Below are 22,065 nucleotides of genomic sequence, written 5' to 3'. Positions count from 1 at the left end.
CCGCCGACGAGGCAGCGCGCCATCAAATTACACAAATTGTCAAAACATGCCATCCCCCGCACGCACCGTGAGACGGACGGCGGAGAGGCACTCGCCCGCACACGCCCGCCCGTCTACATTGGTCCCGAACCACTGTCCGGCAAAGGGGCGTTGGGTGGATCCGATGGTACTGGCAGCCGGGACCGCACTGGTGGGCGCGATGGCAACGGACGGCTGGCAGCAGGCGAGAGCCGCCACGGTGGCCCTGTGGCGGCGCGTGCATCCGGACAGCGCCGACCCCATGGGAGCCGAGCTGGACGCCCTGCGCGCCCGCGTCCTCGCCGCGCGCGAGGAAGAGGACGAGGACACCGAGCGGGCGCTGGCCGGGACGTGGCGGCTGCACCTCCAGCAACTCCTGCGCGCCGACCCGGACGCCGGGCTCTCCGCGGAGCTGCGGCGGCTGCTCGACGAGCACCTCGCACCCCTGCTGGCAGCGGACGAGCGGAGCCGGGTCGGGTCGATCGTCATGACGGCGGAGGCCCACGACAACGCCCGGGTGTTCATGGCGGGGCGGGACCAGCACATCACCGGGGAATGACCGCCGGGAATGAACACCCCTGACGCCGAGCCGAATCCGAACCACAGCGGTGGCAGCAGCCACGTCCTGCCGCGGGTGGTCGTCTCGGATGACGGCCGCGCCTATGTCGCGGGCCGGGACGTGTACGTCCACACGGGCGCGGGCCCCGACGACGGCCCCGATGCCGTGCGCGGGTCCGGCCGCGCCCTCGCCCGGATGGTGGCGCCGTTCCTCCTGTTGCTGACCGGGGTCGCCCTGGTCGGCGGCGCGGCGTACGTCGCCGGCGGCTGGACCGCCCGCGGCACGCTGCTGCTCGCGGGCGTGGCCCCGATCGCGACCGCGGTTCCGATGCTGCGCCCCGGCCTGCACCGGTGGCGCCAGGCCCGGCTTCGCCGCAGCCCCCGCCGCGCACGCCGCCTCGAGCGGCAGTTGGACGGGGCTGCGAAGCAGCTGGCGGACGAACTGCGCGAGGAGTGGCAGCGCGAGGAACGACTGCGCGGGACGCACCATCCGAGTCCGCTCCCGGTGCGGTGGGTCAACGAGGAGGGGCTCACGGACCACTGGTCCAGCATCCTCGGCGCCGGCGCCGGCGAGGAGCCGCTCGATCTCTCCGGCCGGATCGGTGCCATCACGGAGGTGTATGCCAAAGTCCCCTCCGGCCGCCTGATCGTGCTCGGGGACGCCGGGTCGGGCAAGTCGGTGCTCGCCCTGCGCTTCGCCGTGGAGCGGCTGCGGCGGGTCGCGCCCGCGGATCCCGTAGTCCCCGTGCTGCTGCCGCTCGCGTCCTGGGACCCCGCGACGCGGGATCTGAAGTCCTGGGCCGCGGAGCGGCTGGTCGACGATCACCCGGCCCTGGCGGCGCTGACGGTCTCCGGAGACCGGGTCGCGGTGGAACTCCTGCGTACCGGCAGGCTGTTGCCGGTACTGGACGGGTTCGACGAGATACGCCCCGACGCGCGGGCCGAGGCCCTGTGCCGACTGCGCGCCGGATTCGGCCGGGCGGACCGGTTCCTGCTCACCAGCCGGGTGGACGAGTACGAGGCCGCCGTCGAGGAGGCCGACGCCCTGTTGCCGGCCACGGCGGCGGTTCGCCTCGAACCCTTGGACCTGGAAGAGCTGGCGGACCATCTGCGCCGCACGGCACGCAAGGGTGTCGGCGGCTCCGAGGCGTCGACCAAGTGGGACCCGGTGTTCGCCCGACTGCGGGCGAACGGGGACGGCGTACAGGAACAGGCCCTTCGGAGCGTACTGTCGACGCCGCTGATGACGGGCCTGGCCCGTACCGCCTACAGCGAGAGCGCCCTCGATCCCGCGGAGTTGCTGGATGCCGGACGCTTCCCGACGCGGGAGGCGATCGAGGACCATCTGCTGGACCGGTTGGTCCCGGCGGTCGTCGGCCGGCCCGAGCGGTCGACCCGGTGGCTGGCCTTCCTCGCCCGGCAGCTGGACTCTCAGGGAACCCAGGAGCTGGCGTGGTGGCGGTTGAACCCGAGGGCCGCCGAGAAGGCACGGGCTCTCGGCTGGGCGGCCGCGCTGGGGGCCGCGACGGCGGTCATGTGGTGGCTCTTCGACCAGCGGAAGTCCTTGGCCGGCGTGGAGTTGCCGGTCTGGGTGTGGTTCGGGCTGCTGTGTCTGGTGTCGGTCGCCGACCTGACGCTCGCCTCGCGGGGGACGGAGCCCTCCCCCCGGTACTTCCGGCGCCCCGAGTCGGTGCCCCGCTTCCTGCTCGGCGCGGCGGTGGCCCTGGTTGCGGCCCTCCTCTGGTTCCGGGTGATGGAGTACCCGCTCCTCCTCGTGCTCTTCTGCTGCGCCTTCGCGCTCAGCGCGCTGCTGCACCCCGGCCTCAAGACCACCACGGCGGGCGGCAGCCCCGCACAGGTGCTGAACAGGGACAGGCTCGCGACACTGACGTCGCTCGGGCTCGTCAACATCCTGACGGGCGGCGGCGCGGTCCTGAGAGCGGCCGGGCTCGTACTCTTCCCCATGGCCGCGCTGGCGCAGTGGGAGGCGAACGGGGGCCACGAGTCCGTCGGCCACCTGGAGTGGGCCGTGACGGGCGGCGTATCGGCCGCTGCCCTGGCCGCGACCGGGGTGTCGATGTCGGCTTGGGCCGCTTACACCGCCGCGCGGGTGCGGCCGTGGGCGTACGGGCGGATCCCCTGGAAGCTGGTCGAGTTCCTCGACGACGCCCATCGCCTGGGAGTTCTCCGCCAGTTCGGCGCCACCTACCGGTTCCGGCACGCCAGGCTCCAGGACCGCCTCGCCGGCGCTGCCGATCAGCGGGCGCCGGGATCGGCGCCGGCCGGGGCGGGGGCCGGGGCGGGGCACCCGTGGGCCGGCCCGGCCGTGCGGCCCGTGGCGAGGGCCGCGACGATGCTCGTGCTCGTCCTCGGCGCGGGAGCCGTGTGGACCGGCATCGAGAGCCTGCCGGATCCGGCCCTGCTCGGGCGGGTCCGCGAGTCGATCGCGCCCGCCTGCGAGCTGCTGGACGAGCAGGACCTCTCCGCCCTCGTACCCGACGCGCGCGGTCGCGGCGACGAAGGCAGCGCGAGCCACCTCGACTCGAGCACGTGCTGGTGGAGCGAGGGCACACCGAGCGCGGCGGCGCCGAACGTGATGCTCACCTCGCGGCTGCACCGGCCCGTGTTCGGCAGGAGCGCGGCGGAAACGGCCGACCGCTATCTCAGACTGGAGGACGATTCGGCCGTCGCCCTCCCCCAGTCCACCGCGCACCCGGCGGGCCTCGGCGACAAGGCCGTCACGGTGGTCAAGTTCCCCGGCCCCCACCCCCTGGTCGAGACCACGGTCCGCGTCGACAACGTGGTGTTCACGGTCGGCTACGACGTGAACGTCGCCCGGGAGGACGACCGGACGTACGGGCGCCTGGCCGCCATCACCCAGGACCTGGCCCGCATCGTGGTGGCCAAGCTCGGCTGACGGCGCGCGGAGCACCTCGGGGCCGTCCGGCCCCGGGCTCCACGCCCCTACGCGGGCAGCGGCGGGAGGGCGGGCTCGTAGAGCCACGCCGTGAACAGGTCGTCCAGCGGCTCGGCCGCGTAGCGGGCCACGTGGGCGGTGAAGCCGGCGGTGGTCACCACGCCGTGGCGGTGGACGGCCGCCCAGTCGCGCAGCATCCGGAAGAACGCCTCGTCGCCCAGGGCACGCCGGATCGCGTGCACGGCGAGGCCCCCGCGCTGGTAGAGGCGGTCGTCGAACATCAGCTTGCGGCCCGGGTCCGCCAGCCGCAGGTCCTGCGGCTGCGAGGCCAGCAACCGGTGTGCGGTGGCGGCGAGCTCGTGCGCGCCGCGGCCGCCGGAACGCTCCGACCAGAGCCATTCGGCGTACTTCGCGAAGCCCTCGTTCAGCCAGATGTGCCGCCAGTCGGCGATGGTGACGCTGTTGCCGAACCACTGGTGCGCGAGCTCGTGTGCGATCAGGCGCTCCGAGCCGCGTACGCCGTCCACGTGATTGGCGCCGAACAGTGAGAGGCCCTGGGCCTCCACCGGGACGTCCAGTTCCTCGTCGGCGACGACGACGGCGTACTCCCCGAGGGGATAGGGCCCGAACAGCTCCTCGAACAGCTGCATCATGGCGGGCTGCCGGGCGAAGTCGCGGGAGAACAGCGGCAGCAGGTGCGCCGGCACGTGGGCACTCTGCGGAACCCCGCCGAGCCCCGGGTCGCCGAGCAGCACCGTCTGGTACATGCCGATGGACAGGCCGACCAGGTAGCTGGAGGTCGGCGCGGACTGCTCGTAGACCCAGGTGGTCGTGCTGGCCTTCGTCGTCCTCGTGAGCAGCCGGCCGCCGGCCACCACCGTGTAGGCGGACGGTGTGTTGACCGAGAGGTGGTACGAGGCCTTGTCGGCGGGCCGGTCGTTGCAGGGGTACCAGGAGGGCGCGCCGACCGGCTGGCTGGCGACGAGCGCGCCGTCGGTCAGTTCCTCCCAGCCGAGGCCGCCCCAGGGGCTGCGCACCGGCTTGGGGTTGCCCGCCCAGTGGACCTCGACGGTGAAGGCGGCGCCGGCGGGCAGCGGCTTGGCCGGCCGGACGCGGAGCTTGCCGCCCCGGTGGGTGTAGTGCGGCGCCCGGCCGTTCACCAGGATCCGGCCCACTTTGAACTCGGCCAGGTTCAGGTCGAACTCGGTGAGCGGTGCCCGCCCGGCGATCGCGCTGAGCCGCGCCGTCCCGGCCAGCCGGTTGGGGCCGGGGCGGTACTCCAGGGCGAGTTCGTACCGGTGCACGCGGTAGCGGGGGTCGCCGTTGGCCGGAAAGTACGGGTCCGGTGCCGATGTCCTCTGGCCGCTCACTGCCGCTTCCGCTCCCTGCGCTGTGCGTGTTCGTACGACGTGCCGGAACCGGGACTCTTTCGGGCGGCGTGCCCGGGCCGCCCTTCAGGACCGCCAGGCCTCGATCGGGTTGCCCAGCCAGCGGGTGTCGGCGGGGACGGATTCCCCGGCCATGACGAGCGAGGCGGGACCCAGCGTGCTGCGGGCCCCGACCGTGCTCCCGGGCAGGACGATTCCGCCCGGTCCCAGGGTGGCGCCCTCGCCGAGGACCACAGTATCCGTCCTCAAGATCCGGTCGTGGAAGAGGTGTGTCTGCAGTACACAGCCCCGGTTCACGCTGACCGCGTCGCCGAGGACCACGAGGTCCGTCTCGGGCAGCCAGTAGCTCTCGCACCACACGCCCCGGCCGATCCGGGCCCCGAGGGCGCGCAGCCACAGGGCCAGCAGCGGCGTACCGGGCACCGATCCGGCCAGCCACGGTACGGCCAGCACCTCGACGAAGGTGTCGGCCAGTTCGTTGCGCCACACGAAGCCGCTCCACAGGGGGTGCTCCCCCACCCGGTGCCGGCCGACCAGCAGCCACTTCGCGGCCACCGCGACCCCGCACGCGGCCGCGCCGCCGGCGAGCAGGACCGCACCGGACAGCAGCGCGGTTCCCACGGTCCCCGGCCCGTCCGCCCCGGTCAGCGCGCAGAGCGCCGCCACGGTCAGTACGGCCAGCGCGGCCGAGCAGAACACCGGGACGAGCCGGCACAGCTCGACCAGACCCCGCGCCCACAACAGGCGCACGGGCGGATCGTACGTCCGGCTCTGGTCGGCGTCCGCGGCGGAGCGCGGGAGCCGGACCGGCGGCAGGCCCAGGTACGAGCTGCCCTTCTTGGCCTTCTTCGGGGTGGCGGACAGGACGCCGACCAGCCCTCCTTCCGGCACCGTGCGGCCCGGCGCGGTCATTCCGGAGTTGCCGAGGAAAGCCCGGCGGCCGATCTCGGAGTGTCCGATCCGCATCCAGCCGCCGCCCAGTTCGTAGGGGGCGGTCAGGGTGTCGTCGGCGAGGAACGCGCCTTCGCCCACGGTGGTGAGGCTCGGCAGCGCGAGCACGGTGGAGACCTCCGCGCCCCGGCCGATCTTCATGCCGAGCAGCCGCAGCCACACCGGTGTGATCAGCCCCGCGTACAGGGGGAAGAGCGTTTCCCGGGACAGGTCCATCAGCTGGGTGACCGTCCAGGCCTGCCAGCCGACCCGGCTGTGCGTCGGATGGACTCCCGTGCGCAGCCCGAGGCTGAGCAGGCGCACGGAGGCCAGCAGGAGCAGCGCGTACGCGAACCCGAAGGCGAGCGCCCCGGGGACCACGGCGAGCAGCGCTCCGCGCAGGGCGTGGGCGAGCCCGGCGTCGGCGGGCACGAACCGGCTCACCACGAGCAGCGCGGGCAGGGTGGCGAGCACGGGCAGGGCCGTGAGGCCGAAGCCCGCCGCCCCGTAGGCCGCCCGCCAGGGGAGCCCTCGCGGCGGGCGCTCCTTCGGCCAGTTCCGCTTGGCCTTGCCGAGTTTGACAGCGGGCGCACCGGCCCAGCGCTGGCCGGTCGGCACCTGTCCGACGACCGCGGAGCCGGGGGCCACCTCGGCCCGCTTGCCGACCCGAGCGCCGGGGAAGAGGATGCTGCGGGTGCCGACCACGGCGCCCGCGCCGACTTTGACCGGGCCGATTTCCAGGCGGTCGCCGTCCAGCCAGTGCCCGGAGAGGTCGACCTCGGACTCCACGGCGCAGCCGCGGCCGAGCTTGAGCATGCCGGTGACCGGAGGCAGCGAGTGCAGGTCCACCTCGGGGCCGACCTTCGCGCCGAGGGCCCGTGCGTAGCGCTCCAGCCAGGAGCCGGTGAGCGAGGTCGCGCCGGCGTACTCGGCCAGCCGCTCGGCCGTCCACAGCCTCAGGTGCACGCTGCCGCCGCGCGGGTGGCGTCCGGCTTTCACCCCGCGCAGCAGCAGGCGTGCGCCGCCGGCCGCGATCGCGAGGCGGCCCGGCGGGCTGAAGAGCAGGGCCGCGCCGGCGGCGACGAGCCACCAGGAGGCGGCCGGCGCCCACGGGTAGGCCCCGAACCGGTGGAGTACGTTGCCCAGGGCCAGCAGCGCCACGGTCCAGCGCAGGCCGACCAGGGTGAACAGCGGGAGCAGCAGCAGTGACTGGACCACTTGGGTCCGGAGCGGAACGGGCGCGACGGTCCGGGTCGCGCCGTCGTCCTGTGCGGACTTCTCCAGGTGCCGGGCCAGCTTGCGCAGGGTGGGCTGCTGGTAGATGTCGAGTACGGCCGCGCTCGGGTAGCGGGTGCGCAGCCGGGTGGTGAGCTGGGCGGCGGCGAGGCTGCCGCCGCCGATCGTGAAGAAGTCGTCGGCGGCGTGGGTGACGGCCACTCCGAGGGTCTCGCTCCACTGCTCGGCGAGCCAGGCCTCGGTTCCGTACAGCTGCTCGGCGGGGCCGGTGGTCTCCAGTTCCGGCAGCGGCCAGGGCAGTGCGTCGCGGTCCACCTTGCCCGAGGTGCGGGTGGGCAGCTCGTCGACGGGTGCGAGCAGGGGGACGAGGGCCGCGGGCAGCTCGGCGCGCAGCCGCGTCACCGCCGCCGCGTGGTCCCAGCCCTCCTGGGTGACCAGGTAGCCGACGAGGAGCTGGTTGCCGCCGCGGGCCGTGCGTACGGCGGCGGCCGCGCCGGCGACCCCGGGCAGAGCCTGCAGTGCGGCGTCGACCTCGCCCAGTTCGATGCGGCGGCCGCCGAGCTTGATCTGCTCGTCGCCGCGGCCGAGGAAGACCAGTCCCTCCGGTTCGGCGCGGACGAGGTCGCCGCTGCGGTAGGCGCGCTGCCAGCCGAGCGATTCCAGCGGGGCGTACTTCTCGGCGTCCTTGTCCGGGTCGAGGTAGCGGGCGAGGCCGACGCCGCCGATGACGAGCTGGCCGCTGCCGCCCATCGGCACCGGCTCACCGGCCTCGTCGACCACGGCCAGTTCCCAGCCGTTCAGCGGGAGCCCGATCCGGATCGGCTCCTCGCCGGTCAGCAGGGCGGCGCAGGCGACGACGGTGGCCTCGGTGGGGCCGTAGGTGTTCCAGACCTCGCGGCCCTCGGTGACCAGGCGCTGGGTCAGCTCGGGCGGGCAGGCCTCGCCGCCGAAGATCAGCAGCCGGACCTCGCCCAGGGCCTCGGGCTCCCACAGCGCGGCCAGGGTCGGCACGGTGGAGACCACCGTGATCTCCTGTTCCACCAGCCAGGGGCCGAGGTCGGCGCCGCTGCGGACCTGGGAGCGCGGGACGGGCACGAGGCAGGCGCCGTAGCGCCAGGCGAGCCACATCTCCTCGCAGGAGGCGTCGAAGGCGACGGACAGTCCGGCCATGACCCGGTCGCCGGGTCCGATCGGCTCCTCCGCGAGGAACAGGGCTGCCTCGGCGTCCACGAAGGCGGCGGCGCTCCGGTGGCTGACGGCGACACCTTTGGGCTTGCCGGTGGAGCCGGAGGTGAAGATGATCCACGCGTCGTGCCCGGGGCCGGGCCGCGCGGCGGATGCGGGAACATCCCCGAGACCGGTGACGTCGATGCGCGCTCCCGCGCCCAGCACGGCCCGCACCCGGGCCTCGCCGAAGACCAGTTCGGCCCGCTCGTCCGGGTCCTCGGCATCGACCGGAACGTAGGCCGCGCCCGCGGCGAGCACGGCGAGGACGGCCACGTACAGCTCGTTGGTCCCGGACGGCACGCGTACGCCGACCCGGTCGCCGAGCCCCACCCCGGCGGCCGCGAGGGCGCGCCGCCGGCGCTCGACCTCCGCGGCAAGCGCCCGGTAGGTCAGCCGTGCGGTGCCGTCGTCCAGGGCGAGGTCGTCGGGGTACGCCCGTACGGAGGCCTCGAAGACGTCGACGAGGGTGCGCGGCGGGGCGGCGGGCCCGGCGGAGAACCGGGCGGACTTGCCGGGCTCCTCGAACCCCTCACCGCCGGCGAGCACGGTCCCGTCGATCACGCTCCCGTCGTCGAGCAGAGTGAGTTCACCGCGCTCAGGTGTGGCTGACATCGGCCCTCGTGTCTCGCTCCCGGAAACGTCCGGGTCGCCGGCGGAGCCCGGGTTTGCCCAGGTTGTTCCGGTCCGGCGCCAAACAGCCCGTCAGTCTAGTGCGCCGGCAAGGATTTTCCCGTAGAAGACTTGCGCGTGGCCGGGAAGGAACGGTAAGGAGGCCACAGGGTTACGGAAGAACTCCGCGGCCTCCGCGCGACGCCCGGCCGACTCCCCGGCGGCCCTGTGTGACGAGGCGCACCCGGGGCTCGTGCAGGCACCAAGTACCCTCATCCCGACCGACTTTGGCTGACCACCAACAAGCAGGGATGGCAAGGGGCGCACATGTGGGGACGGGGGACGGTCCTCGGGGACCGGTACACACTGGCCGAGCGGATCGGCGGGGGTGGCATGGGCGAGGTCTGGCGCGCCGACGACGGCGTGCTCAGACGGCAGGTCGCGGTGAAGGTGCTGCTGCCGGCGCTGCTCGACGACATAGGCTTCGCGGCGCGCTTCCGCCGGGAGGCCATGGTCCTCGCCTCGCTCAGCCACCCGGGCATCGTCGACGTGCACGACTACGGCGAGAGCCGGATCGAATCCGGCGAGATGATCGCGTACATCGTCATGGAGCTCATCGACGGGCGGCCGCTCAACGAGGTCCGCGCGACGGCCGGGCCGCTCCCCGCCGAACAGGTGCTCGACATCGCCGGGCAGGCCCTGGACGCGCTGCACGCCGCGCACCTGCGGGGCGTGACGCACCGCGACATCAAGCCGTCGAACCTGATGCTCGGCGACGACGGCCGGGTGACGGTCACCGATTTCGGCATCGCCCGTTCCAGCGCGGCCAGCATCGGGATCACCGACTCGCACGCGGTGCTCGGTACGGCGCTCTACATGGCCCCCGAGCAGGCGGAGGGTCTCGGTGCCGTCGCGGCGTCCGATCTGTACTCCATGGGCGTGGTCTGTTACGAACTGCTCACCGGCGAGCCGCCGTTCACCGGCGAGTCTGTCGTCGAGATCGCGCTCAAGCACATCAGGGAGCCGGTCCCGGCCCTTCCCGAGGAGTTCCCGGCGCCGGTGCGCGCCTTCGTCGCCCGGGCCCTGGCCAAGCAGCCCGAGGAGCGGTACGCCGACGCCTCGGTGATGGCGGCGGCGGCGCGGCGCGCCGCGGCCGGCCGACCGCTCGGCGAGCTCGACGCGCCGGCGGGACCGACCGTCCCCCGGCCCGGCCCGGCCTTGCACGCGGTGGCAGCGGCGCCGACGGCCGCCGGTGAGCCGCGGCGGAACTGGCCGAGGTGGCTGCGCGTCCCCGCCAACATCGCCGTACCGATCGCGGTCACCGTGACGGTCACGACCTCGGTGGCCGTCACCGTCCTCTACATCGACCCCAGGGGCCGGGAGTCCGACGTGCCGACGGCGGGACGGCAGCCGTCCGCGTCGGTGTCCGCCCCGGTTTCGGGCGGCGGGAGCCAGAGCCCCGGCGCGTCCCCCTCCGGGACCCCGGGCGAGGCGTCGCCCGGCGCCTCGGCCCCGCTGCCGGGAGCGGACCCGGGAGCGGACCCGGGCGGGAACCCCGGCGGGCAGGGCGGCGGCGCCGCGCCCCCTCCGGCGTCCAACACGACGCAGGGCGCGGGCGGTTCCGCCGGCGCCGACGGGCGGACCAGTACGGGACCGACCGGGGGCGCGAGCACGCCCGGCGGGGCCTCCTCCCCCGGCGGCGGGGGCAACGGCGGCTCGGGCAGCGGCAGCACCACCCCGCCGAAGGGCTGCGGCGGTGCGAGCTGGGGCGCCATCACCAACGTCGGCAACGGCCTCAAGATCGGTCTGAGCACCGGCAGCCCCGAGGGGGGCGCCAAGGTGGTCATGGGCGGCACCACGGCCTTCGGCTGGGTGCACGAGAAGAGCAACTACGACACCCTCAAGGCCTGCGGCACGTCCGGCCGCGCGATGAGCCGGGCGCTGACGCAATTCAACGAGACCGTTCGCGTCGAGCTCTCCGGCGACTTCTCCGGGGACGTGTGGTGGAACCTGGAGACGGCCCCGACCTCGGGCGCCCACTACATCAAGGACATCCACTTCCAGGGCGGCTGCCTGACGTCCAACGGCGCCGGCAACCAGCTGACGGTGGTCGCCTGCGTGTCCGGGAACAAGGCCCAGCAGTGGCGGATCCCCTGAGGCCCTGAGGCCCTGCGTACCGGCCGCCGGGCCGGGGCCGGGGCCGGGGCCGGTCAGCCGAAGCGGCCCGGGAACGCGGTCCGACGCACGGGGGCGCGTCGCGGCCTGCGCCGCCCCCGCGCGCCCCCGCCGCGCCACCGCGTTCAGGAGTGCATGCGGGCGCCCTTGAGCACCTTGTCCACCGCGTTGCGCGCCCCGTACACGGCGATCCCGACCAGGTCGAGCCGGTCCCTGCCCACCGCCGCCACGGCCGCCCGGTTGGCCCGGTCGTCGCCCGTGGCGAAGAGGTCCGACGTGAACACCGCGGCCGGCAGTCCGCGCCGCACCGCCCGCTCGTGCGCCGCCGTCACCGTTTCCCTCCCACCCTCGAAGACCAGTACGGGCTGACGGAACATCGGCAGGTAGGCGGTCCCGTCGGCGTCCGCGTACGGATCGCCGACCACCTCGGGGGACCGCGTACCGAGCCCGCTGACGAGGAAAGCGGTCACGTTCAGCCGCTGCCAGGTCTCGAGGTCGTCGCGCAGCAATACCGCGATCTTGGTGTCGAAGCGGACGGGCGCGTCCACGTCCGCCTGCGCGGCCCCGCCGGCCGCGTCGATGCAGTTCTTCTTCTCGTCGTCCATGGCATGAGACTGCCGGGCGCGCCCTTTCTCGATCTTGTACGTTCTTTGCGTGAAGCCCCAGCAGGAGGTATCCGCCTGGCGCCCCCAAGTCGCGGGTGTGGTCGAGGTCTTCCACGCCCACTTCACCGCGCACGCCTACCCCATGCACGTCCACGACGCCTGGACCGTGCTGATCGTCGACGACGGAGTCATCCGCTACGACCTGGACCGCCACGAGCGCGGCACCCCGCGCGACACCGTGAGCCTGCTCCCGCCGCGGGTCCCGCACAACGGTTCGTCCGCCACCCCGCACGGCTTCCGCAAGCGCGTGCTCTACCTCGACACGACGCAGCTGGACGAACGTTTCATCGGGGCCGCCGTGGACGGGCCCGATCTCGCCGATCCCGTCCTGCGCAGCCGCGTCGGCCACCTCCACCAGGTCCTGGCGACCCCGGGCGACGAGTTCGAGGCGGAGAGCCGCCTGGCCCTGATCAGCGACCGGCTGCGCACCCTCCTGCGGCCCGGCCTGATCCTCCCGGACGCGCCCGCCGCACCGCCCGGCACCGGCGTCGCCCGGAGCCTGCGCGAGCTCCTCGACGAACGGACGGTCGAGGGCGTCTCCCTGGAGGAGGCGGCCGGCCTGCTCCAGGCGCACCCCGCCCACCTGGTGCGCGCCTTCAGCGGCACCTTCGGCATCGCCCCGCACCAGTACGTCGTCTCGCGCCGGGTCGCCCTGGCCCGCCGGCTGCTCCTCGACGGCCGGCCGCCGGCCGAGGCGGCGGTCGCGGCGGGCTTCTACGACCAATCCCACTTCACCCGGCACTTCAAGCGCATAGTGGGCACCACCCCGGGGCGCTACGCCCGTTCCGCGACGGCCCGCTGATCCGGCGCGGCCGCTCGCGCGGCACCGCGCGTACCGGCGACACCTCGTCCGCGTCCTACACGCTGTCCGACATGGCGGCCGACACCGTCGGCCTGCTCGACGTCCTCGGATGGCAGAGCGCGCACCTGGTCGGCGGCTCGCTGGGCGGTGCGATCGCGCAGACCGCCGCGATCGAGCACCCCCGCCGGGTCCGGTCGCTGCCTTCGGTGATGTCCACGACGGGCGACACCTCGGTCGGGCAGGCCCGGCCCGAGATGCTCGGCGCCTTCGGCGGTCCGCCGGCCGTGACCCGCCAGGACGTGGTGGACCGGACGGTCCGCATCTCGCGGACTGCCGGGTCCCCGGGCTTCGCGTTCGACGAGGCCGAGGCGGCCGCGCGCGCCGGGCGCGCCTACGACCGGTCCTACGACCCGCCCGGCGTCGTCCGCCAGGCCGTCGCCTCCCTCGCCTCGGGAGACCGGACGCCGCTGCTCCGGAGCGTTGACGTGCCCACTTTGGTGATCCACGGCGCCGACGACCCGATGTGCGACGTCAGCGGGGGACGCGCGACGGCCACGGCCGTCCCGGGTGCCGAGCTGCTGGTGGTCGACGGCATGGGCCACAACTTGCCGCGCGCGCTGTGGCCCCTGCTCGCCGAGCGGATCACCGGTCTCGTCCATCGCGTCGAAAGAGGTCCGGACGGCGGCCGGGGGGCGTAGGGTGACGATCCATCAGGTCATCTGACCCGGACTCTTGACTCTGTACCCGGCAGTAGCGATTCTCGACGCAATGCTTGCGCGGGACATGACAACCAGGCGCCAGGGCCGATCACGCCCCGGGTGGACTGTGTCCTCGACCGCGCCCCGTGCCGACCGAGGACGTGAACAGTGGCCATGAGCCGAGAGACGCAACCACCACCACAGCGAAGGCGCGGACCGGCCAGGCCGATCGCGATACTGTCGATGCTCTTCGGCCTGCTGGCCATGGCGCTCGGCCCCGTCCCGGGCGCCGCCGCCGACGACGGCTGGTGGAACCCCTCCGCCAGGCCCGCGCCCGATTCCCAGATCAACGTGACCGGCGAGCCCTTCAAGGGCACCGACGCCCAGGGGAACGTACGGGGCTTCGTGGACGCCCACGACCACATCATGTCCAACGAGGGCTTCGGCGGCCGGCTGATCTGCGGCAAGCCGTTCTCCGACCTCGGGGTGGCCGACGCGCTCAAGGACTGCCCCGAGCACTACCCCGACGGCAGCCTGGCGATCTTCGACTTCGTCACCAAGGGCGGTGACGGCAAGCACGACCCCGACGGCTGGCCCACCTTCAAGGACTGGCCCGCCCACGACTCGCTGACCCACCAGCAGAACTACTACGCCTGGATCGAGCGCGCCTGGCGCGGCGGCCAGCGCGTCCTCGTCAACGACCTCGTCACCAACGGCGTGATCTGCTCGGTCTACTTCTTCAAGGACCGCAGCTGCGACGAGATGACCGCCATCCGTCTGGAGGCGAAGAAGAGCTACGACATGCAGGCCTTCGTCGACAAGATGTACGGCGGCCCCGGCAAGGGGTGGTTCCGCATCGTCACCGACTCCGCGCAGGCCCGCGAGGTCGTCAAGCAGGGCAAGCTGGCCGTGGTCCTCGGCGTCGAGACCTCCGAGCCCTTCGGCTGCAAGCAGATCCTGGACATCTCGCAGTGCAGCAAGCAGGACATCGACCGCGGCCTCGACGAGCTGTACGGGCTCGGCGTGCGCAGCATGTTCCTGTGCCACAAGTTCGACAACGCCCTGTGCGGGGTCCGCTTCGACGAGGGCGCGCTGGGAACGGCCATCAACGTCGGGCAGTTCCTGTCGACCGGCACCTTCTGGAAGACCGAGCAGTGCGCGGGCCCGCAGCACGACAACCCCATCGGCCTGGCCCCGGCGGCCTCGGCGGAGAAGGAGCTGCCGGCCGGTGTCACGGTGCCCTCGTACGCCTCGGGCGCCCAGTGCAACACCCGAGGGCTCACCGAGCTCGGTGACTACGCGGTGCGCGGCATGATGAAGCGCAAGATGATGCTCGAGATCGACCACATGAGCGTGAAGGCGGCCGGCCAGGCCTTCGACATCCTCGAGTCCGAGTCGTACCCGGGCGTGATCTCCTCGCACAGCTGGATGGACCTCGGCTGGACCGAGCGGCTCTACAAGCTCGGCGGTTTCGCCGCCCAGTACATGAGCGGCTCCGAGGGGTTCAGCGCGGAGGCCAAGCGGACGGACGCGCTGCGTGAGAAGTACAACGTCGGCTACGGCTACGGCACCGACATGAACGGCGTCGGCGGCTGGCCCGGCCCGCGCGGCGCGGGCGCGCCGAACCCGGTCACGTACCCGTTCCGCAGCACCGACGGCGGGTCCGTCATCGACAAGCAGACCACCGGCCAGCGCACGTGGGACCTCAACACCGACGGCGCCTCGCACTACGGCCTGGTGCCGGACTGGATCGAGGACATCCGGCTGGTCGGCGGGCAGGGCGTGGTGGACGACCTGTTCAAGGGCGCCGAGTCCTACCTGCGCACCTGGGGCTCCTCCGAGCAGCACAGGGCCGGAGTGAACCTCGCGTCGCGCACGGCCGCCTCCGCGAGCGCCTCGGAGTGGAACCCGTTCGTCAGCTACGCGCCCGGCCAGGCCGTGGACGGCGACAAGGGCAGCCGCTGGGCGAGCGACTGGAGCGACGACCAGTGGATCCAGTTCGACCTCGGTTCCGAGAACCTGGTCAAGCGGGTCACGCTCGACTGGGAGCGCGCGTACGGCAAGTCGTACCGCGTCGAGGTCTCCACGGACGGGGCGGCCTGGCAGACGGCCTGGTCCACGACCACCGGTGACGGCGGCCTGGACACGGCGCGGTTCGCGGGGGTCCCGGCCCGGTACGTACGCGTCCACGGAACGGGACGCGGCACCCAATGGGGTTACTCCCTGTACGAAGTCGGCGTATACAGCAGCTGACGGCGCCGAAGGGGTGTCCGGGAGCCGGCCGGCTCCCGGACACCCTTCGGGGCGGCACCAGAGCGAAGGGGGACCCGTACATGGCACGGATGCCGTTGACCGACCGGCGTACGCAGCTGACGGAGGCGGCGATCCGCGCGATGGCCCGCGACGGCGTGCCGCGTACCACGACCCGGTCCATCGCCGCCGAGGCGGGCGTGTCCCTGAGCGTCTTCCACTACTGCTTCGACTCCAAGCAGGCGCTTCTGGAGTCGGTCATCGAGACGATCACCGCCCACTACGTCACGATCGTGAAGGCGGCGATCCAGCCCAAGGCGACGCTGCGGGAGACCATCCGGGCGGGCTTCCAGGCCTACTGGGACCACGTGGCGGCCAGCCCCGGCGCGCACATGCTCACCTACGAGCTCACCCAGTACGCGCTGCGCCAGCCCGAGTTCGGGCATCTGGCGCGCCGGCAGTACGAGTTGTACTGCGAGACCTACGCCGAGCTGATCGAGGAGCTGCGCCGGGTCACGCCGTTCGAGCTGAGCGTTCCGGTGAGCGTGCTGGCCCGCTACCTGGCGGCCATGACGGACGGGGTGACGCTGAACTTCCTCGTCCTCGGCGACGACAAGGCCGCGGCCGAGATCCTCGACATGGTCACCGACCACGTGGCCGCACTCGTCCGGCCCAGCTGATCACCCCTCGGGTCCCCGCGCGGGAGCCCGTGCCGGCGGCCCGGACGGCGTGCGGTCAGTCCAGGGCCGGGTGGACCTCCGGATGCTCGTCCCACCAGGCCCGGTGGAAGGGGTTGTTGTCCACGTTGGCCAGGTACGCGCAGGCCGCCGAGCGGTAGAAGAGGTCCGCCTGCCGGGCCGAGACCGTCGAGCGGTTCCAGGCGAGGCGGATCCGCCCCATGATGGGGGCGCCGATCAGGGGGCGGATCACCGTGCCCGCCACGGCGGGCGCGGTGGGCTGGCAGAGGGAGACGGCGCGGCCGGCGGAGATCAGGTCGTACTGCATCATGCGGTCGGTGATCCGGTAACGCAGCGAGGGGGCGAAGCCGGCTTTGGCGCAGGCCTCGATCAGCGCCTCGGGGCCGCCGTCGTCGTCCTCCACCAGCGTCATCCACGGGTCGCCGGCGAGGTCGGCGAGGTCCAGCGCCTCCAGCCGGGCCAGCGGGTGGCGTGCGGACATCCGGATGCAGAACGGCTCCTTGGGGACCAGGGTCCTGGCCAGCACTCCCGCGGGCAGCGGCACCTCGTGGTCGTTGACCTCGCCGTACACAATGACGTCGTAGCGGCCGGCGCCGAGCATGCGCACCAGGGCCGTCACCGAGTCCTCCAGGTCCACGGTGATCTCCCGGCCGGACAGGACCAGGTCCTGCTGCGCGATCAGTCCGTCGATCAGCACGAGCAGGATGCAGCCCAGGCGCAGCGGGGCGCCCACCGTCCGGGCCCGCGTCTCGGCGCCCAGGTCGTCCATCTCGCTGAGCACCCGGCGCGCCTTGGCGAGGACGAACTGGCCCAGGGGGGTGGGCTCGACCCCGCGCCGGCCCCGGACGAAGAGTTCGCCGCCGGTGACCCGCTCGATCCTGCGCAGCTGGGCGGAGAGCGCCGGCTGCGAGACCCCCAGCCTCCGCGCCGCACCACCCAGGCTGCCCGTTTCCGCTATCTGGCAGACGGCTTGCAGATGTCTCAACTCCAGCTGCATTCCGGCAGCTTACGCAGCGTCATGCGACGACACCATAACGCCGGTCTTATGCACGCAGAGATGTCCCGATCTCGTCATGGACACGTCCATACTCAGCCGCGAAAGCCAGAACTCCGCTCTCTCCTCCCCACCCCCCACATACGATCGGAGTGGACTCTTGCAGCCCACCAGATGGATGGCCGCCATCGCGGCCATGGTGCTGACCACGGGCCTCGCGGGCACGCTGGCCGGCACGGCCTCCGCCACGCAGCAGGCGGATCCCGCACCCGGCCAGAGCAAGTCCGCCGAACGGGCGGTCGCCGCGGCGGACGCCGCCGTGCGCAGCGGCCTCGACACCCTGGTCAACTCTCCCGAGCAGCAGTACGACCGGCGCCTCGTCACCCCCTGGGTGCAGGACCTGTACTCGGTCGCCTACGAGCGCAGCTACCGCGGCCTGCCGGTCGTCGGCGGCGACGCGGTCGTCCTCGCCGACGGCGAAGGGCGGGTCCGCGCACTCCAGTCGGCCTCCTCGACGGTGATCGACGTGGCGACCACCCCGACCGTGAGCGCCAAGGCCGCCGAGGCCACCTCGCGGGGCGAGCTGGTCAAGACGGACCAGGTGCAGAGCAGCCGGCTCGTCGTCAAGCTCAAGGACGACAAGCCGGTGCTGTCCTGGGAGACCGTGCTCATCGGCCGGACCGGTACGGCTCCCAGCAAGCTCCACGTGTTCGTGGACGCCCGTACCGGCAAGGTCGTCGACCGGTTCGACGAGGTGGTCGCGGGCAGCGGCAACAGCAAGTGGAACGGCCCGAACCCGCTGACCATCGACACCACCGCGTCCGGTTCCACGTACTCCCTGCGCGACCCGAACCGCACCGGTCTGAGCTGCGCCGACTACAGCTCCGGCACCGTCTTCTCGAAGTCCTCGGACTCCTGGGGCACCGGCAACCCGACCTCCAAGGAAACCGGTTGCACGGACCTTATGTTCGCCGCGCAGAAGCAGTGGGACATGCTGAGCCAGTGGCTCGGCCGCAACGGCGTCAACGGCAGCGGCCGCAGCTTCCCGGGCAAGGTCGGCCTCGGCGACCTGAACGCGTACTGGGACGGCAGCTCGGTGACCATCGGGCACAACCAGGCCAACGAGTGGATCGCCTCGGTGGACGTGGTGGCCCACGAGTACGGGCACGCCATCGACTCCAACACCCCCGGCGGGACCAGCGGCCAGGAGGCCGGGCTCGGCGAGGCCACCGGTGACATCTTCGGCGCGCTGACCGAGGCCTACATCAACCAGCCGTCCCCGTACGACACCCCGGACTACCTCGTCGGCGAGGTGATCAACCTCGTGGGCAGTGGCCCGATCCGCAACATGTACAACCCGGCGGCCGTCAACAACGACCCGGCCTGCTACAGCTCCTCCATACCGGGTACCGAGGTGCACGCCGCGGCCGGCCCGCTGAACCACTGGTTCTACCTGCTCGCCGAGGGCACCAGCCCGGGCGGCGGCAAGCCCAACAGCAGCACCTGCAACCAGTCCACGCTGACCGGTGTGGGCGTACAGAACGCCGGCAAGATCTTCTACGGCGGCATGCTGCTGAAGACCTCCAGCATGTCCTACAAGAAGTACCGGACGGCGACGCTGAGTTCCGCCAAGTCGCTGGACCCCACCACCTGCAACCTGTTCAACAAGACCAAGGCCGCCTGGGACGCCATCAGCGTGCCCGCGCAGTCCGCTGACCCGACCTGTACCCCGAGCGGCCAGAACAACGACTTCTCGCTCGCGCTGAACCCGGCCGCGGGCACCGTCCAGCAGGGCGCCTCGGTGACCACCACCGTGGCCACCGCGGTCTCCACCGGCACGGCCCAGCAGGTGACCCTCACCGCGTCCGGCCTGCCGGCCGGGGTAACCGCCTCCTTCGACCCGGCCACCGTGACGGCCGGCCAGTCCTCGACGCTGACCCTCTCCGCCTCGGCCAACGCGGCTCCCGGGCCGTCCACGGTCGTCGTCAAGGGCCAGGGCACCACCCTCTCGCACACCGTCGACTACTCGCTGACCGTCGGCGGCACCACGCCCACCCCCGGCGCGCCGAACATCGACGTGGCCGCCGTCCAGGCGCACCTGACCCAGCTGAACACGATCGCCTCGCAGAACGGCGGCAACCGCCGTGCGGGCAGCGCCGGCTACACCCAGTCGGTGGCGTACGTCAAGGGCAAGCTGCAGGCCGCCGGCTACACGGTCACCGAGCAGAACTGCACCTCGTGCACCTACCCGTCGAACAACCTGATCGCGGACTGGCCCGGCGGCCCCGCCGACCAGACGATCATGTTCGGTTCGCACCTCGACAGCGTCTCGGCCGGCCCGGGCATCAACGACAACGGCTCGGGCTCCGCGACCCTGCTGGAGAACGCGCTGGTCCTCGCCCAGAAGAACCCGACGATGACCAAGCACGTCCGCTTCGCCTGGTGGACCGACGAGGAGCAGGGCCTCAACGGCTCCGAGTTCTACGTCAACCAGCTCAGCAGCACGCAGAAGTCGGCCATCAAGGCCTACTACAACTTCGACATGGTCGGCTCGACCAACGGCGGCTACTTCATCAACAACGTCAACTCCACCGCCGCCGCGCCGCTCAAGGCCTACTGGACCTCGCTGAACCTCGCCCCCGAGGAGAACACCGAGGGCCAGGGCCGCAGTGACGACTACTCCTTCCAGCAGGGCGGCATCCCCACCTCCGGCTACGCGGCCGGTGCCAGCGCCAGCAAGACCTCCGCGCAGGCCACGAAGTGGGGCGGCACCGCGAACGCGGCGTACGACCCCTGCTACCACAGGTCCTGCGACACCACGAGCAACATCAGCCCGACGGTCCTGGACCGCAGCGCCGACGGTGTCGCCTACACGATCTGGAACCAGGCCGTCGGCGGGACCACCCCGGCGCAGGACTTCTCGATCAGCACCTCCCCGGCCGCGGGCAGCGCGAACCCGGGCGGCAGCGTCACCTCCACCGTCAACACCGCCACCGTGAGCGGCGCCGCCCAGAACGTCGCCCTGTCGGTCTCCGGCGCCCCCGCCGGCGTGACGGCGACGCTCAGCCCCACCTCCGTCCAGTCGGGCAGCTCCTCCACGCTCTCCGTGCAGGTCGGCGCCGGCGCCGCGCCCGGCACGTACACCCTGACCGTCACCGGCACCGGCACGGTCAGCCACGCCACCACCTACACCCTGACCGTCGGGGGCGGCGGCGGCACCTGCACCCCGCGCCAGCTCATCGCCAACGGCGGCTTCGAGAGCGGCAGCAGCCCGTGGACGGCCACCTCGGGCGTCATCACCAACCAGGCCGGCCAGACCCCGCACGGGGGCTCGTACAAGGCCTGGCTGGACGGCTACGGCCAGACCCACACGGACAGCGCGTCGCAGTCGGTGACCATCCCGACCGGCTGCACCACCTACCAGCTCGGCTTCTACCTGCACATCGACACCGACGAGACCGAGAACACCGTCTACGACAAATTCACGGTCTCGGTGGGCGGCCAGACGCTGGAGACCCTGTCCAACGTGAACGCGGCCTCCGGCTACCAGCTCAAGACCTACAACGTCTCCCAGTTCGCCGGCCAGACGGTCACGCTGAAGTTCCAGGGCGTGGAGGACCCCTCCCTCCAGACGTCCTTCGTCGTGGACGACGTCACCCTCCAGGTGAGCTGACGCCCCCGGCACCCTGAGTCCCACCCGGGCGGCACCCGCCCCGGCCCCACGCCGGAGCGGGTGCCGCCCGGCCGTGCGCGGTGTATGCAGGAGGCATGGACCCCTCGACGCCGCACCCGCCCACCCGCCGGCTCCGGGAATCGCGGGCGGTGCTCCTGTCGGTCCCCTTCGCGCTGATCGCCCTCGTCACGGTCGTGGACTTACTGGCGCCGCCGGAGGTCCACCTGGGCCCGTTCCTGATCGCCGCGCCGGCCCTGACCGCCTCCTTCGCCGGGCCCCGCACGACCGGGCTCGTGGGCGCCGTGGCCGTGCTCGCGCAGGTGGGGGTGGCCATCGCGCGCACCTCCCTCACGGACCTCAACCACACCTTTCAGATCATCGCGCTGGTGCTGATCTCGATATTCGTCACCTTCTTCGCACATCTGCGCGAGGTCCACGAGGAACAGCTGACCCGGCTGCGCTCCGTGGCGGTCGCCGCACAGCAGGTGGTCCTACGACCGCTGCGCGACCGGATGGGCCCGCTGCGCGTCGCCTGCGTGTACCTGGCCGCCGAGGCGGAAGCCCAGATCGGCGGCGACCTCTACGCCGCCGCCCGCACCTCCGACAGCACCCGGCTGATCATCGGTGACGTCCGCGGCAAGGGGCTGGAGGCGGTCGGGGACGCCGCGATCGTCCTCGGCGCGTTCCGGGCCGCCGCCCACCTGGCGGCCGACCTGCCGGGACTGGTGGCCCATCTGGAGGCCGCGGTGGCCGCCGACCCCGACCGGGCCGCGGACGGCCCCGGGCGGCCCGAGGAGGGCTTCACCACCGCGGCCGTGTTCGACGTACCCGACGGGGAACCGTGCCTGCGGGTCGTCAGCTGCGGGCACCCGCCGCCGCTGCTGCTGCGCGGGGGCGGCGTCGTACCCCTGCAGGTGGACCACCCGGCGCCGCCGCTGGGCCTCTCGGAGTTCGTGGACACCGGCTTCTCCGCACAGTCCTTCCCCTTCGAGCCGGGCGACGTCGTGCTCCTGTACACGGACGGCGTCATCGAGGCGCGCGACGCCTCGGGCGCCTTCTACCCGCTGCCGGAGCGGGCCGCGGACTGGCCCGGCGACGGCCCGGACGCACTCCTGCGCCACCTGCGCGCGGACCTGCTCGCGCACTCCTCCGCCGGCCGGCTGGGCGACGACGCGGCGATGGTGGCCATCGAGCGGATGCGCTGAGGCGGGGCACCGGAGCCCTCCC

Annotated in this window: 13 protein-coding genes; 9 read left to right on the top strand and 4 right to left on the bottom strand. The window is 72.7% G+C overall.

Features of this window, described 5'->3' with window-relative positions; translation table 11 throughout:
- Positions 1-163 precede the first annotated feature (163 nt).
- Entirely contained in the window at positions 164-577 is a 414-nt protein-coding gene (locus J7F03_RS28705; protein WP_251072648.1) for a hypothetical protein, read from the top strand.
- Between the two features lie 9 nt (positions 578-586).
- Positions 587-3,493 carry an NACHT domain-containing NTPase gene (locus tag J7F03_RS28700; protein ID WP_214954537.1) on the top strand — a complete coding sequence of 969 codons (2,907 nt, stop codon included), beginning with the start codon at positions 587-589 and terminating at the stop codon, positions 3,491-3,493.
- A 47-nt stretch (positions 3,494-3,540) separates the two neighbouring features.
- Here J7F03_RS28700 and J7F03_RS28695 read toward each other — a convergent pair whose 3' ends face one another.
- Complete coding sequence (locus J7F03_RS28695) at positions 3,541-4,863, bottom strand: M1 family metallopeptidase (protein ID WP_214954535.1); 1,323 nt, start codon at positions 4,861-4,863, stop codon at positions 3,541-3,543.
- An 84-nt stretch (positions 4,864-4,947) separates the two neighbouring features.
- Positions 4,948-8,886 carry a Pls/PosA family non-ribosomal peptide synthetase gene (locus J7F03_RS28690; RefSeq protein WP_214954533.1) on the bottom strand — a complete coding sequence of 1,313 codons (3,939 nt, stop codon included), beginning with the start codon at positions 8,884-8,886 and terminating at the stop codon, positions 4,948-4,950.
- A 324-nt stretch (positions 8,887-9,210) separates the two neighbouring features.
- Between J7F03_RS28690 and J7F03_RS28685 the strand changes: the two genes are divergently transcribed.
- A complete protein-coding gene (locus tag J7F03_RS28685) occupies positions 9,211-11,040 on the top strand; it encodes a serine/threonine-protein kinase (protein ID WP_214954531.1) in 1,830 nt (609 codons plus the stop codon).
- Positions 11,041-11,183: 143 nt separating this feature from the next.
- Here the strand turns inward: J7F03_RS28685 and J7F03_RS28680 are convergent, their stop codons facing one another.
- Complete coding sequence (locus J7F03_RS28680) at positions 11,184-11,663, bottom strand: DUF2000 domain-containing protein (protein WP_214954529.1); 480 nt, start codon at positions 11,661-11,663, stop codon at positions 11,184-11,186.
- Between the two features lie 49 nt (positions 11,664-11,712).
- Here J7F03_RS28680 and J7F03_RS28675 point away from each other — a divergent pair, with 49 nt between their 5' ends.
- From J7F03_RS28675 to J7F03_RS28660, 4 genes are all read left to right on the top strand, one after another.
- Positions 11,713-12,525: an AraC family transcriptional regulator gene (locus J7F03_RS28675; RefSeq protein WP_214954526.1), complete on the top strand. Its 813-nt coding sequence runs from the start codon at positions 11,713-11,715 to the stop codon at positions 12,523-12,525.
- Entirely contained in the window at positions 12,447-13,223 is a 777-nt protein-coding gene (locus J7F03_RS28670) for an alpha/beta hydrolase (protein WP_308380007.1), read from the top strand. Before J7F03_RS28675 ends, J7F03_RS28670 begins: the two co-directional genes overlap by 79 nt.
- Positions 13,224-13,466: 243 nt before the next feature.
- Complete coding sequence (locus J7F03_RS28665; protein WP_251072626.1) at positions 13,467-15,476, top strand: discoidin domain-containing protein; 2,010 nt, start codon at positions 13,467-13,469, stop codon at positions 15,474-15,476.
- Between the two features lie 80 nt (positions 15,477-15,556).
- Positions 15,557-16,153 carry a TetR/AcrR family transcriptional regulator gene (locus J7F03_RS28660; RefSeq protein WP_214954520.1) on the top strand — a complete coding sequence of 199 codons (597 nt, stop codon included), beginning with the start codon at positions 15,557-15,559 and terminating at the stop codon, positions 16,151-16,153.
- A gap of 55 nt (positions 16,154-16,208) precedes the next feature.
- On the opposite strand, the gene J7F03_RS28655 is transcribed toward J7F03_RS28660, so the two are convergent.
- Positions 16,209-17,168, bottom strand: coding sequence for a LysR family transcriptional regulator (locus J7F03_RS28655; protein WP_214954518.1), 960 nt, complete (start codon positions 17,166-17,168; stop codon positions 16,209-16,211).
- A 175-nt stretch (positions 17,169-17,343) separates the two neighbouring features.
- Between J7F03_RS28655 and J7F03_RS28650 the strand changes: the two genes are divergently transcribed.
- A complete protein-coding gene (locus J7F03_RS28650) occupies positions 17,344-20,838 on the top strand; it encodes a M28 family peptidase (protein WP_374104405.1) in 3,495 nt (1,164 codons plus the stop codon).
- Positions 20,839-20,933: 95 nt separating this feature from the next.
- Positions 20,934-22,043, top strand: coding sequence for a PP2C family protein-serine/threonine phosphatase (locus J7F03_RS28645; RefSeq protein WP_214954517.1), 1,110 nt, complete (start codon positions 20,934-20,936; stop codon positions 22,041-22,043).
- Positions 22,044-22,065 lie beyond the last annotated feature (22 nt).

It is taken from the genome of Streptomyces sp. ISL-43 (genome assembly GCF_018614195.1).
In the GTDB taxonomy this organism is placed as follows: Bacteria; Actinomycetota; Actinomycetes; order Streptomycetales; family Streptomycetaceae; genus Streptomyces.
Note: the sequence above shows the minus strand (reverse complement) of the source record. Positions and strands in the feature narration are given on the sequence as shown.